General features: G+C 40.9%; 13 protein-coding genes. 9 read left to right on the top strand and 4 right to left on the bottom strand.

The window, feature by feature from the left end:
- Positions 1-48: 48 nt before the first annotated feature.
- The 8 genes from EI164_RS05645 to EI164_RS05610 all read left to right on the top strand — a co-directional run bounded on the left by EI164_RS05645 (position 49) and on the right by EI164_RS05610 (position 9,427).
- The gene (locus tag EI164_RS05645; protein ID WP_225739133.1) at positions 49-1,248 is read left to right on the top strand and encodes a mechanosensitive ion channel family protein; all 1,200 of its coding nucleotides are present in this window, start codon (positions 49-51) and stop codon (positions 1,246-1,248) included.
- 296 nt (positions 1,249-1,544) lie between these two features.
- Positions 1,545-1,946, top strand: a complete 402-nt coding sequence (locus EI164_RS05640) for a hypothetical protein (RefSeq protein WP_192519012.1) — start codon at positions 1,545-1,547, stop codon at positions 1,944-1,946.
- A 351-nt stretch (positions 1,947-2,297) separates the two neighbouring features.
- Positions 2,298-4,595: a bifunctional 23S rRNA (guanine(2069)-N(7))-methyltransferase RlmK/23S rRNA (guanine(2445)-N(2))-methyltransferase RlmL gene (rlmKL, locus tag EI164_RS05635; RefSeq protein ID WP_192519011.1), complete on the top strand. Its 2,298-nt coding sequence runs from the start codon at positions 2,298-2,300 to the stop codon at positions 4,593-4,595.
- A gap of 249 nt (positions 4,596-4,844) precedes the next feature.
- Positions 4,845-5,420 carry a TerD family protein gene (locus tag EI164_RS05630; protein ID WP_192519010.1) on the top strand — a complete coding sequence of 192 codons (576 nt, stop codon included), beginning with the start codon at positions 4,845-4,847 and terminating at the stop codon, positions 5,418-5,420.
- Between the two features lie 351 nt (positions 5,421-5,771).
- Positions 5,772-6,839 (top strand): DUF475 domain-containing protein, encoded by a 1,068-nt coding sequence (locus tag EI164_RS05625; RefSeq protein ID WP_192519009.1) that lies wholly within the window; start codon positions 5,772-5,774, stop codon positions 6,837-6,839.
- Between the two features lie 390 nt (positions 6,840-7,229).
- Positions 7,230-7,805, top strand: coding sequence for a TerD family protein (locus EI164_RS05620; RefSeq protein ID WP_192519008.1), 576 nt, complete (start codon positions 7,230-7,232; stop codon positions 7,803-7,805).
- A gap of 201 nt (positions 7,806-8,006) precedes the next feature.
- Complete coding sequence (locus EI164_RS05615; RefSeq protein ID WP_192519007.1) at positions 8,007-8,759, top strand: TIGR00266 family protein; 753 nt, start codon at positions 8,007-8,009, stop codon at positions 8,757-8,759.
- 56 nt (positions 8,760-8,815) lie between these two features.
- The gene (locus EI164_RS05610) at positions 8,816-9,427 is read left to right on the top strand and encodes a TerD family protein (RefSeq protein WP_192519006.1); all 612 of its coding nucleotides are present in this window, start codon (positions 8,816-8,818) and stop codon (positions 9,425-9,427) included.
- A 124-nt stretch (positions 9,428-9,551) separates the two neighbouring features.
- Here EI164_RS05610 and EI164_RS05605 read toward each other — a convergent pair whose 3' ends face one another.
- Complete coding sequence (locus EI164_RS05605; protein WP_192519005.1) at positions 9,552-10,808, bottom strand: TerD family protein; 1,257 nt, start codon at positions 10,806-10,808, stop codon at positions 9,552-9,554.
- Positions 10,809-11,141: 333 nt separating this feature from the next.
- Between EI164_RS05605 and EI164_RS05600 the strand changes: the two genes are divergently transcribed.
- A complete protein-coding gene (locus EI164_RS05600) occupies positions 11,142-12,293 on the top strand; it encodes an ATP-grasp domain-containing protein (RefSeq protein WP_192519004.1) in 1,152 nt (383 codons plus the stop codon).
- Between the two features lie 122 nt (positions 12,294-12,415).
- Here the strand turns inward: EI164_RS05600 and EI164_RS05595 are convergent, their stop codons facing one another.
- The 3 genes from EI164_RS05595 to EI164_RS05585 all read right to left on the bottom strand — a co-directional run.
- Positions 12,416-13,156, bottom strand: coding sequence for an MHYT domain-containing protein (locus EI164_RS05595; protein WP_192519003.1), 741 nt, complete (start codon positions 13,154-13,156; stop codon positions 12,416-12,418).
- A 120-nt stretch (positions 13,157-13,276) separates the two neighbouring features.
- Entirely contained in the window at positions 13,277-14,029 is a 753-nt protein-coding gene (locus tag EI164_RS05590; protein ID WP_192519002.1) for a hypothetical protein, read from the bottom strand.
- A 273-nt stretch (positions 14,030-14,302) separates the two neighbouring features.
- On the bottom strand, positions 14,303-14,622 hold a 320-nt coding region (locus tag EI164_RS05585), incomplete at its 5' end, for a transposase (protein WP_318779513.1).

Here is a 14,622-nt window from a genome sequence, read left to right as displayed (position 1 = left end):
TCTTATGTAAGACACTTTGTATGTACCAAACTATGCATGGATCAAAAAATGCCGATCGCTAGTATTACTGATTTTTTTAAAGAGATTGTTCGTGATCTCCATACTAGTCTTTACCTTGCACTTGGCGGCTCTGCGGATGAAGAGTCACTGGACTGGTCATCTCAAGCAGTTGAACTGGCAAGTACTGCTATCAAAATCCTAATACTGCTTGCAGTATTGGGATTTTTTTATTGGCTTGCCATTTATGTCATAAAGCAAAGTAAAACAAAAATTCGTTTGAATGAGCGTCGTATTAAGATTGTCCGATCAGTGCTGCGTTATATTTGGATTGTAGCAAGTTTGATTGCCATCATGAGTCAAATCTACTTTGAACCAGACACCATTAAAGCTACTGCCAAAGCAAGCACTTGGGCGGGGGTTTACTATGTACTTTGGACCTCTTCAGGGCAAATCATTCATAGAGTTTTGCAACATTATGGGCTCAACGCGTCCATAGAACAACTGCTCAAAAATATCTTGTCTGTACTACTATTAGTACTCGGACTCGCTAGCGTCATGGCACAATTTGGTTTTGACATCGTGTCATTGGTAGCAGGTTTAGGTATCGTAGGTTTAGCAGTCGGTTTTGCCGCTCAATCAACACTGGCTAACTTTATCGCTGGTATCACGATCTTACTTGAGCAATCTTTTCAAGTAGGTGACTGGATTCATATTAACGAAAATGAAGGTCGTGTGGTACTTATCGCCTTACGCACCACCCATATTCTGACTCGAGATAACATCACTGTCATTATCCCAAACTCTAATGTCGCCTCATCTGAGGTTACCAACTTAACCTCAAAAAGCTTTATACGTTTTGACATTCGTGTCCGTATTGCCTTTGAAGATGATATCGATACTGCTCGCAACGCGATTTTACAAGTGCTCACTGACACTGAGGTGGTACTGAGCCGTCCCGAAACCTCAGCCACTGTTGATGAAGTTGGTGAGTATGGTGTGTTCTTTATTGTGCGGTTCTGGGTTAAACCAGCCGCTGTTGCACGTATGCCCAAAATTAAAGAGAATTTAAGAGAAGATATCAAACATGCGCTTGATGCGGCGAATATCTCAACTCCGTATCCTCATATGCGTTTACTCATGCCAAAAGACGTCGACTACCCTATCGCAACCAAGCCGTTTGCGACTACGACTGAGTTCGTTTCAAACGATAAACTGACATCACCTACCTTAACTAAGACAGATCATTGATGTGCATATGTAGCACTTCTTTTAATGTCAGCTTTTAAAGCCAGCTCAACTTAACTCTATTGAAGTAAGTTTAACTTCCAATTCATTCAGCTTTTATCGCATGTATCTGCAGATGTCTACAGGTACATTTTTGCTGAATCCTTGATATGCTGAAACAGTAAGCAACAGATCTCTGGCATCAGTCAATGCAAAGCGCAACAGATGTGCTTATTAAGTAAATGAATTGCTCGTATAGATTGATACTCTTGCAGCAGGTCTGGTCAACGTTGATTGATTACTGATAGGGAGCTCTACGCATGCAAATAAAATTAAGACTCACTCAAGCCTTGAGTGTAGCTGGTACTAGTTTAATATTGACGACAGGAGCATTTGCCAGCCAACTGACTAATGGAGACTTTGAGCTAAATCCGCCGGCCAGTGGATTCGGTAATCACATCGGTCATCCTATTACTCCTTGGGTGTTAGGTTCGGGTGACCCTTCAAGCTTCATAAAGACTAACCAAGGTATCAACGCTACAGGACAAGGCCCTCGTAAAGACGCGTCAAATGAACCATCAGGAACTATTAGACATTATCTTGATATTGCTAATGGCAGTAATGACTTCTATCAAACCTTTATAGCAAAAGTATCAAACCCTCCAAAAATATTGGATGGTCATCTGCTACGGTTACTGTGGTTATCCTCTCCATTTCTTTAGTATAGAACAAATATTACGTTAACTTACCAGTTTCTTACAGGTTTATTAACCATTGTGACATTGCCTCTTATAATGCTAGCGCAGATCCTCATTTTAGAATGGCGATAAACGTGAAATAAACAGCAGTCAAACAAGAAGAACAGTACAGATAATATCGAGATTTTAGCAAGCTACTTGGCGCAGTTTGGCAATGATTTAACCACTTTTAGTCCATTTATAGTTTAACGTTCAGACTGAGAACGCGACCTAGACAGCTTTTAAACTAAATTTATGGAAATATGGTAAAATTGCCGGTTAAACATCTCATTTTATGATGTGCATTACTTATCAATTTAGCCCACAGGTATCCGTATGACCGAAACAACCGCGCCCTCGACTTTAGCAACAGCTTCACAAGAGTTGTCGCTTAACCTTATCATTACTTGTGCCGATGGGCTTGAGGCACCGCTACAGACCGAACTGACCAGTTTTGGTATTACCAGTGAGATCAAAAGCACAGGCCGTTTGGCGGTTACGGGTACTTTGCGCGACCTATATACCATTTGTCTTTGGTCACGAGTCGCCTCTCGTGTGTTGATGCTGATTAAACGTAAAAACATCAATGCCGAATACGATGTGGCTGAGCAGATTTATGGTTTGGCAAAATCAGTCAATTGGACTGAGCAATTCGACTTAGAGCAAACCTTTGCCATTCGTCTATCGGTCGATAAACGCGTGGCCGTCAGCCAGCAGTTTGCTATGCTGCGTATCAAAGATGCGATTGCCGATACCTTCAATGAAGTTTATGACAGCCGTCCTAATGTCGATAGCAAAAACCCAGATTTCTCTATTTTTGCAACGGTGAATGACAAGCAAGCTGAGCTGTATTTGGATTTATCAGGTACCAGCTTGCATCGCCGTGGTTACCGTGTGGCGATGACCGAAGCACCATTGAAAGAAAACTTAGCAGCTGCCCTGCTCTATAGTTCTGGTTGGCATAAGAAAAACGATGCTGGCAACGCGCCTTTTTATAATGCTTTAATTGACCCTATGTGTGGCTCTGGTACATTCCTTATCGAAGCGCTACTGATGCATTGCGATTATGCCGTGGGTATCGATAAAGCAGCCAATCAATTTGGTTTTTATCAATGGCAGCATCATGATGAGGTGTTATGGCAGCAAATGATTGACGATGCACAGACACGTTTTGCCGAAGGCTTAGCCATTGCCTCTGAACAGCCAGATACTTTGCCACTTATCTTAGGGTTTGATGCCGATAGCGGTGCGGTAATCGCTACCGAAAAGAACTTAATTGCAGCAGGCTTACATGATTTAATGCCATTGATTGATCTTGAGGTACGTGCCCTTGATCAGCTCAATGACACCTTGCGACCTATGGTCAATGACGGTCGGTTAAGCAATCCTTTGATCATCACTAACCCGCCTTACGGTGAGCGTTTGGGTGATGAAGATATGATTAAACCCTTGTATCAAGCGATTGGGCTTATTTTGCAAGACAGCTTTGCAGGGAGTGGCATTGACCCAATGCTTGGTATCTTGGCGGCTAACGTTGAGCAAGTCGATACATTACCGATTAGAGAGCCTAAGACACTACGCTGTCACAATGGTGCTATTACGGTTTATTTCCGTTATGGCACCTTGATTGCAGGGCAAACAGGCAACCTTGTCAGTCGTTTTGAAAAGCGTGAAATTGAGGTAGAAGACGGTCAAGACTTTATTAACCGCTTGCAAAAAAACCTTGCCAAGCTCAAAAAACTGGCCAAAAAAGACAATGTCAGTAATATTCGTGCTTATGATGCAGACTTGCCTGATTTTAAGGTTGCTATCGACTTATATGGGGAATATGTACATGTACAAGAATATGCACCGCCGAAAACCATTCCACCTGAAACAGCTAAAAAACGCTTTAACCTAGCATTGATGGGTATTCGCGAAGTATTGAACATTAACCGTGAACAGGTTTTTATCAAAACCCGTGCCCGCCAGTCAGGCAATGATCAATATAGCAAGCAAAACACAACTGAAAAGCGTGGCAAGTTCCATGTCGCTCGCGAAGATGGTGCTTATTTCTATGTCAATTTTACTGACTATCTAGATACGGGACTATTCATCGATCACCGTAACATGCGCGCGCGTATTAAAAGCAACAGTCACGGCAAATCTGTACTGAACTTATTTGCCTATACCTGTACAGCCAGTGCCCATGCGGCATTGGCAGGCGCCAAAAAGGTCACCAGTGTCGATTTGTCACAGAACTATCTGGATTGGGGTAAGCAGAACTTTGTACTTAATGGTTTAGACGTCAGTCGCAACAAATACCAATTCGTCGCTGCTGATATTTTTGAATGGATTAAAGACAATACTGAACAGTTCGATATTATTTTTATCGATCCACCGACCTTTTCGAACTCTAAAAAGTTTCAGGGTACATTCGATGTGCAGCGTGACCATGCCGCCCTCATTAACCGTGCAATGAACCGATTAACTTCTGATGGTGTCTTATATTTCTCAAATAACTTTACTCGCTTTGAGCTTGATGAGCAATTGACCGAGCGCTACGACATCGTTAATATCACGCCAAAGACCATTGGCTTTGACTTTAATATCAAGAAACCAATTCATCAAAGCTTTGAGATTCGCCATCGCTAAACGATATCAGTGAACACTTAAAAAATCTGCTAACCCAGTATTTTATATAAAACATAATAATGACCTAATCATCTTTGATTGGGTCATTTTTTGTTGTTATGATAGGGCGTTATTAAGCAATAGTTTTGCGGCGATGGTTAATTGATAATGTTGATCACACTATCGATTTTGCTCGCTTAGCTTTACTCAATCGCATGGCTACTGCTTTGATATTGCACTTCTCCCTACTCTAATAACAAGGATAATCTCATGGCTTTATCACTTAATAAAGGCGGTAACTTATCGCTAACCAAAACTGACCCAAATTTAACCAAGCTACTCATTGGTCTAGGTTGGGATGAGCGCGCAACTTCTGGTGCTGAGTTTGATCTGGATGCCAGCGTATTCTTACTGAGTGGTGCTGGTAAAGTACGCGGTGATCATGACTTTATCTTTTATAATCAATTAAAATCTGACAACGGTGCTGTTGAACATACTGGTGATAATCGTACTGGTGAAGGTGATGGCGATGATGAAGTCATTAAAGTCAATCTGACTCAAGTACCTGCCGATATCGATAAAATTGTAGTGACAGTGACTATTCATGACGCTGCGGCTCGTAGTCAAAACTTCGGTCAAGTCGCTAACGCTTTTATTCGTGTCGTTAATGAAGAGACAGGTACCGAAGTGGTTCGTTTTGACTTGGCAGAAGATTACTCTGTTGAGACTGCCATGGTGTTCGGCGAAGTGTATCGTCATAATGGTGAGTGGAAATTCCGCGCTGTTGGTCAAGGCTACTCAGGCGGCTTACAAGCGATGTGTCAGCAGTATGGTGTAGATATTTAATCGCTTTTATATCGTAACTTGTAATATGCATAAACGCTTATATCAGATAACCACTCAATATAGGGTGACATCACTAGGCTCTGAGTAGAACGTGCTTAGCGATGCACCCTATCACTTATAATAAACAATTTTTCACTATTAAATTTTACTGACATCACTGTATATTCTCTATGCTCATCACTGGTTGCAAATAGTTGCAAAATAGTTGTAGTTTTAGATGGTAAAACAATCAGTAATACTATATGTTTCATTTAAATTTATGCATAAAAAGTGGCTAACAATAACCTCTTTTTCATAGGCTATGCCTATAGCAGACCGACTTTAGCTTTACGTAACCAGACAGGATATGTCATGAGACATTTTTATTTAGACTTCATTTTCACAGCTATCGCTTTGATGATAGCTGCGTGGTGGGGATATTCACATGGTGGTATGGGTGGCATGATAACCACCTTATCTATTACTGCCATTTTGGCCGTTATGGAGATTTCATTATCGTTTGATAATGCGGTGGTCAACGCTTCAGTCCTCAAAGGCTGGGACGAATTTTGGAAAAAGATCTTCTTAACCGTTGGTATTTTAGTCGCAGTATTCGGTATGCGCCTAGTATTCCCTATTGTCATCGTTGCGGTTACCGCTGATCTTGGCATGATGGAAGTCGTCAATCTAGCTCTGTACCAACCAGAAGAATACTCAGCCAGGCTAATGGCGCATCATGCTGAAATCTCAGCATTTGGTGGTATTTTCTTACTGTTGGTTTTCTTAAACTTCATCTTTGATGAAAAAGAAGTCCATTGGTTTGATTGGTTAGAGAGCCGTTTGGCTAAGCTTGGCAAAGTCGATGCCATGAGCGTATTTGTCGCTCTCATCGTCTTGATGATTGCCGTATCGTGGGCCAGTACTGAGCAGTCAGGTGCTGTATTGATTGCGGGTGTCTGGGGTATCTTGGTTTATCTTGGCGTACAGGTTGTCTCTGGCATGCTAGAAGGTGACCTTGAAGAAGACCTAGAAAACGAAGAAAATGGTTCAGGTGCAGCAGCGACTAGCGCTATTATGAAAGGCGGTATCATCGGCTTCTTATACTTAGAAGTCCTCGATGCTTCATTCAGTTTTGATGGTGTTATTGGTGCATTTGCCATTACCAACGACGTTATTGTCATCATGCTAGGTCTTGCCATTGGTGCGATGTTTGTACGTTCTATGACTATCTTCTTGGTAGATAAAGGCACGCTTGACGAGTTTGTTTATCTTGAGCATGGCGCGCATTATGCGATTGGTGCATTAGCGATTATCATGCTGTTGTCGGTGAAATTCCACGTGCCAGAAGTCATTACTGGTCTTATCGGTATTGCCTTTATTGGTTGGGCGTTTGTTGCGTCACTTAACTACCGTAAGCAAGAAGCGAAGTCTATCAATTGATGCGCTTTTGATATTAAAAAACTAAGCCAGTCAATAAATCAAAAAAAGGTTGTGTCAATATATTTGACACAGCCTTTCTTATATCAAGCCATCATTTCGATTCTGATATCTGTGTTCATTATTAGACAATTTACTTTTGATAACAATACCTTAACCACTGTTGTCGTAGTTGTAAAAAAGTATCAGAGACACTCGGTTATTATGCTGCTTAGTAAGCATATAGTAAGCGCACAAAATACGGCTTGCTTACTAAGCAATCGCTTAGTATAGTAAAACGTAATGATATATAGAGCTTATACAGGCATAGCTTGTTTACACTTACATATCGACCACTGTACCATTTTCAGTTCGTTTTCTTATCATTCAATTATTAATAAATAGGATATTTATATGGCTATTAGCTTAACAAAAGGCGGCAACGTAAACTTATCAAAAGAAGCCCCTGGTTTAACCAATATTACTGTCGGCTTGGGCTGGGACCCACGTGCCACTGACGGTCAAGAATTCGATCTAGATGCTATTGGCTTTTTGGTCAACGAAGCAGGGAAAGTTCGTAACGATCAAGATTTTATCTTCTTCAATAACCTAAAGTCAGATAATGGTGCCGTAGAGCATACTGGCGATAACCGTACTGGTGAAGGTGATGGCGATGATGAAAAAATCAAAATCAATCTTGCTAATATCCCAGCCGATGTCAGCAAAGTAGCGGTTTGCGCAATCATCTATGAAGGTCAAGCTCGTAACCAAAACTTTGGTCAAGTTGGCGATGCTTACATCCGTGTTGTAAATGACAATGGTCAGTCTGAAATTGCACGTTATGACCTATCAGAAGACGGTAGCACTGAAACAGCGATGATTTTTGGTGAGCTATATCGTCACAACGGCGATTGGAAATTCCGCGCCGTGGGTCAAGGCTTTAGCGGTGGTCTTGGGCCATTAGCCTCTTCTTATGGCGTAAACGTATAAACCTAGTGTTGACGTAATCGCTTAGCAAGATAGATATTTCAATTAAATATTTGATTGAGATAAAAACAAGCCATCAAGTGTGCCATTTTAAAGCATTTGATGGCTTTAGTTTTAATTGGCTCGCTAAAACTAAAAACCAAACATTCTAAAAATCAGACTCTAAGAGCACGTTTTAAAAATCAGAATAAGGATGGGTAACTCATGGCCGCAACGTTCAGCTTAATCGGTACCATCGAACCTTTTTTGCATTGCAACCTCAAAAAAGGCGATTCGATTTATTGTGAAGCCAATGCAATGGTAATGATGGAATCAAACCTTGAGCTAAAAGGTAAGTTGCAAGGCGGATTGATGCAGTCACTTATGCGCCGTTTTGCCAATGATGAATCGTTATTTCAACAACAAATCGAAGCGGTAAATGGTGAAGGCGATTGTTTACTCGCGCCTACGCTTGATGGTGATATGCAAATCATTGATTGTGGTGCTCAGCAATATACGCTTAGTGATGGTGCGTTTGTGGCTGCACAAACTGGCGTCGATATCAGAGCCAACATTCAGCGTAACCTTGGTGGTGCGGTGTTTGGTGATACTGGGGGCTTTATGGTCATGCAGACACAGGGCCAAGGTCAAGTCGTGGTATCGGGTTTCGGTTCATTATTTGAGATTGAGGTGACGCCCGATAAAGACGTCATTATTGATAACGGACACGTCGTTTGCTGGGACTCAAATCTAGATTATAAGTTATCGGTCTCTACCAGTAAGAAAAAAGGGTTTATGAGCAATATCATCAATTCAGTCACCAGTGGTGAAGGCATGGTTTTGAACTTCTCTGGTACTGGTAAAGTTATTATTTGCTCTCGAAATCGTGACAGCTACCAAGGTTGGTTACAAAGTGTATTAGGCAGTAGCTCAGGTGGACGTGGTGGCGGTGGTGGGTTTTTAGATAACATCTTATAGCATCTCTTAGCACTATTTTAAACGGTTTTACTCACAACTATTATAAGGATACGAACATGGCAGTTAGCTTACAAAAAGGTCAGAAGATCTCCCTTAGTAAAGAAGCAGGTGGCGATCTCACACAGGTAAAATTAGGTTTGGGCTGGGATGTCGCACAAAGCTCTCAAGGTCAAAAAGGTGGATTCTTAGGCAAATTATTCGGTGGCGCCAGTGGCGGTGGTGACTCTATCGACTTAGATGCCTCATGCATTATGTTCGATGCTAATAAACAAGCAGTTGATGCCATTTGGTTCAGTCAACTTAAATCAAAAGATGGCAGCATCGTACACACTGGCGATAACCGTACTGGTGATGGCGATGGTGATGATGAAGTCATCAATGTAGATTTATCGAGAGTCCCTGCAAGTGTTACCTCTTTAGTCTTTACCGTTAATAGCTTTACTGGTCAGACATTTGAGACAGTAGAAAATGCGTTTTGCCGTATCGTCAATGCCAATAACAATCAAGAAGTGGCTCGCTATAACTTATCAGCGCAAGGCGGTCACACGGCGATGGTTATGGCAAAAGTGTATCGCCATAACAATGAATGGAAAATGCATGCTATCGGTGAAATAGCCTCTGGTCGTACCTTCCATGATTTAATGCCTGCTATCACACCGCATGCTTAATTGGTTTCAATAACTCTTTTAACGTTACAACGTTACAACGTTACTATAAAAAATTGGCCCTTCTATAAATAGAAGGGCCAATTTTTTTATCAAGTAAGACTATTAACTGGAGCTATAAATACGGTTACTTACTACCACGCTTCCAGCTAAAGCCCCAATTAAACGCTTTATCCATCTCTTGATGACCTTTATAGTATTGGTTGATACGCTCAACATTGATACTGCCTTGTTGATTGACCAAACGAGCAATAGCACACATCGGTAGATTGCCTGCACCTTCGGTTAAGCGTGTTTCAATCGGTGGCTGCTCTGGTACGGCAATCGTCACCACGCCATCGGTTTGTGCCCAATTGGGTGCACCTTCGTAGATAAAAGCAAAGATAAATACTTCTTCGATTTGTGACCACTGTTGGCCATTAATATCAAGCCACTCACCACCACTCACCTGCCCTGTTCTGTCATCAGCACGCAAGCAAACATATGGTGCTGACTGCAAACTGCCGAAACGATTGCCTAATGCTTGGATCAGTGTTTTTTCACCATTTTTCAAGTGAATCATCGCACCAATATCTAGATCAATACCACCCGCTTTATGCTGTTTAAATAAATCTCCCAGCAGACCTTTTTTGGGTGCATGCTGATTAGTTTCTGGGCGTTGGTTCCAGTTTAGGTTGACTGATATTTTACCAAAATCGTCGCGCTTTTTCAGATTGATGCTGGATTGGTTTTTGGTTAAAGTTACTTTACTTAAATTGACTGAAGGACTGGCCGGAATCGGTGGCGGCGTACTTGTCTGAGGTGCACTACGTGCTTTTTGCGTATCAATTGGACGCTGGGTATTGATAGGTTGAGACTGGCTTTGATCCTGACTCTGAGGTGGTGTTTCATCAGCAATCTCAACACCGAAGTGTTCTGATAGTGGCTTCAACCCACCATTAAATCCTTGCGCAATAAATCTAAATTTCCAATTACCCTGCCTACGGTAACACTCCGCTAAAATAATCGCTTTTTCATCACGTCCATTAGCACTCAGTTGACAAGTCATCAATACTTGACTACCTTTTAGCACCTGAATATCGACATCACCCACTTGTGCAAGCGTTTGCGCACTAGAAAACGCGAGTGCTATTTTTTCAATACTGGCAGGCTGCGCTGGTAAGTTAATATCAAAAAACCCATCACTATCGTGACCACGAAAACTGACACTGCCATCATCACTACGTGTTTGCCCATAAAATATCATATCGCCATCGCCGCGTACTTTACCCTCCGTGGTCAAGCGATAAGCCGCACAATCAATTGCATTTTGGCTCAGAATACGGATGCTAATATTGTCTGTCGGTAATGGTGCATTGGCACCTGCAATTAAAGCTTGACTCATCATACGTCCTTTAAGTTGTTTATTATGTCGATATGTTCATGACGCTAAGAGGCATCGTGGTTATCCTCATATAGTAGCATGAATGTCATTATCCATATGAGCCAAGATATTCATTCAGCAACAGTGCAAAAGCTATCCCAAAAAACTTTAGTGCTATTTTATTAACTACATTTATAACAATGGGTATGTGTATATAATAACTGTTAATGTCAGCAATGTTTGCAACCTAAAATTGAGCTATTTTTCACGCCTGCTTACATTCCCAATACTGTTAAGATAACAATATCACATCATCCAATTACATCTAAAACCTACGATACTGCTGAGAGAATTATGAATAATCTTGCTAACGATAGCTACCCTATAACATCAACTGCTGCTTGGCTAGCCGAAGGTCAATCAAGTCAGCGTGATATGTTAGCCAGTTTGCAGTCATTAAAGGCGCAATCTCATACACCATTCAATATTATTGCCTCACATCGTGATAATAGAGCTGAGATTTTTGAGTTTGCTGATAATATCTATTTTGAGCCTTACGCCATCACTGCAAGTGATAATGAGCAAACAGCGCCTGAACCTACTACACCACTGATGTCACGCTGGCAGTTCGTCTTAGAGCAAGCAAAAAAAGACAAAGTAAAAGTATTACTGACTGGACGTAATGGGGTTGATTATGAAGCCCATCGTGAGATATTTGAAGCTGCAGGTATTCGTTTATTAACCGGCGCAACCAGCGTTTCATCTTTAGAGTCAATTGATGATAAATTTGCCTTTATGCAACAGTGTCATCAGCATGATATTCCAGTCGCAGAGGCTTGGCGTTTTGACAACGTCAACGAGCTTGAGTCCTTACTTGCCAAACATGGTCATCAACCTTTATGCGTCAAACCAGTGACTGGTATTTTTGCGCAAGGATTTTGGAGATTAGATTCAGGTAAAGAAACGATAAATCAATATGATAGCTTTGAGCATTTATACTTTACTGAACAAAAAAAAATCAGCACTACACAATTTCTAAACGCCTATAAGAACAGCTCAATGGTACATGATCGCCCCATTCCTATGCTATTGATGCCTTACTTATCAGGACAAGAATACTCTATCGATGTCGTGTGCGAATATGGCGAAGTACTGGCTGCAGTCACTCGCTACAAAACTGGGAAGGTCCAGCATATTGGCTACGAAAAATCTGTTATGGATGTGGTCATTCCGCTCATTAAAGCGTTTAACTGTGATGGTATCGTCAGTGTGCAGACCAAAGCTGATGACGAAGGTAAGCACCGTGTATTGGAAATTAACAGTCGTCCATCGGGTGGTATAGGTTATACGACTCATTGTGGTATAGACTTAACCCAAGTCGGCTTTGCTTATTGGTTAGGCCTAACAAGCAAGCCTAAACTGTCTGACATCATCCAACAGATAAAGCCCTGCCAAGTACGCTCTATCATGACGAGTGTCAAGATAGAAGAAGCCATCATTGATTAGAGTATATATACGACTGGCTTTTATTCAAAAACAGTACGGCATAAAAAAGGTTTTTAGAATTAAATTCTAAAAACCTTTTTTGTTATAAGCGACTTAATAAACAGAACAGTCATGGCTGAGTGTTATTCACCAAATACTAGATTCTCTTTTTTAGGTGCATTTTTAGAGGCTAAAATCCATAGTAATCCCAATACAACTACTGAACCGATAAAGATAATCATTGATGAAGAAGTAGGATGAACATATGAATGACTCATAGGCATCATATTACCTGTCATCTGCATATCCATAGCTGCCACACCAACATAGTGCATACCACAAACCGCTAGCCCCATCAAAAACGCACTACCAAAGCGTTGTAATGTGCCTCGTAGATTAAACGCTAACCATAACGCAGTTATCGCTGCAACGATTGCAATTGCAATTGAAACCATTAGGAGTGGCATGTTATATGACATGGTTGCATCCATTTGCATTGAAGCCATACCTGTGTAGTGCATTGCCGCAATACCAAGTCCAGTAATGACTCCACCGCCAATCAACTTGGCCATATTAGGCTCTCCGCGACCAACGATAACAATACCAACCGCAACAAATAAAACGGCAAGTAACATTGAGATAATAGTCAAGCTTAAATCATAAGTGACCGGCATCTTCATATCAACGGCCATCATACCAATATAATGCATCGACCAAATGGCACCACCGAGCGCGATTGAAGACAATGCGACCCAAAAGTATAGATCGTTTCCTGGCTTAGCAGATGGCACGCGGATGGCAAGGTTTAAGCCAACATAAGAACCAAGTACTGCAATAACATATGAGATAAACACCAAAAGCAGGTTATATTCAACTTCTATCATTTTCTTCGCCCTCTATATTTAACAAAACTGAGCTTAAGCAACACTGGTTTGGATGAACCAAGATACTTTATGCATTTATTACTATTATTCATAGGCATTAAACTGTCTATGCATGATTTTTTACCAAATGGTAAATTCACAAATATTGGTACTACCAGCCCCACAACTTGTCTCTCTGACCTGAGCATCTTTTACCGCAGGATTACTTGCTAAGAAGCCTTCTATATAACCAACAACAAAATGACAGCCTGAATGGTTGCTATCTGACAACTTGCAGAATGGGCATTTAATTAACGAAATTACATCGTTTTTAGCTTTCACCTTAGAAAATTCTTTTAAGGCTGGTACAAGTTCACGACTAATGGTTGCTGATAGTTTTAATGGACTACCAAGAGAGTAGTCACGTTGATAAATACCGCCACCCACCTTGCGTCCTAACTCATACAATGCTTGATCGCGAATGTCATTTGGTACGACATTCTCATATCGTCTAACCACATCTACTATGTCTGGATACTGAGCACCAATAGATGTTAAAGCATTTTTTTCATCCAAGCTTTGTTTCATTGGTGGTGCTGATGAGACGGCATCTACTGCACTTGCACCTGCACCTGCACCTGCACCTGCACTGTCATCTTCATCTATTTCTAACTGAAAAAGGCTACAGCCTTCGATAGAAGACAAATCATTGATTAAATCCTCTTGTGTCTTTGACTCTCTGCTTTTGGCAACAACATGAATAATATTGCCGCCATTTTCTGAAGACTCTTGCTTTTGGGATAAGAGTTGATAACCTGCTTTGATAAGCGGTGAGATAACATTGACTAAACGAATACGCTCAGAAGATGTTTCCAATGAACAAGAAAATTTCAAAGATCACTCCTTTTCTAAAAATATCGCCAAACTTTTTAACACCAAGCTGTTTAGCTAGACTCAATGACTTATCTAAATTGTTTTATGATATTCATCCAAAACATAACTCTTTTGTAGTGCAGTGACTATAGCTATTAATATCGCTAAAATAGAAAATAACTTAAAGAATGCTATTTAATAACACCTATCTTTAACGATCGTTCAGTCCAAATCTAAAAATTAAATACTTTTTAGAAGGAAATAAGCATTATTATTACTTAATAGACCCCACTCTCAACTTGAAATAAGCAAATCAAACTGAAGAGGCGGGTTACCAAGTTTTTTATTGAGTACAAAGCACAGATTATGCGACAGAATCTTACGAATCAATCGATGAGACAAATGCCATAAATCTCTTGCTCGTACCTTTTGTATATTAAATCGTTCTGATAACTGACCAATGACTGTTTCAACGATACGGCGGGCTTTCATTAGCCGTCTTACCACAGGTTTGGGTCTATCTTCTTTCATATTAGCTCTGAGTGGCGTTTGTAAATCTACTCCTTGAGCGTCGTAGTACGATGTCAGACTCGGGCTGATATACCCTTTATCAG

This window comes from Psychrobacter sp. FME13 (assembly GCF_014861395.1).
Classification (GTDB): domain Bacteria; phylum Pseudomonadota; class Gammaproteobacteria; order Pseudomonadales; family Moraxellaceae; genus Psychrobacter.
The sequence above is the reverse complement of the archived record's forward strand: the minus strand, read 5'-3'. Positions and strand labels throughout refer to the sequence as shown.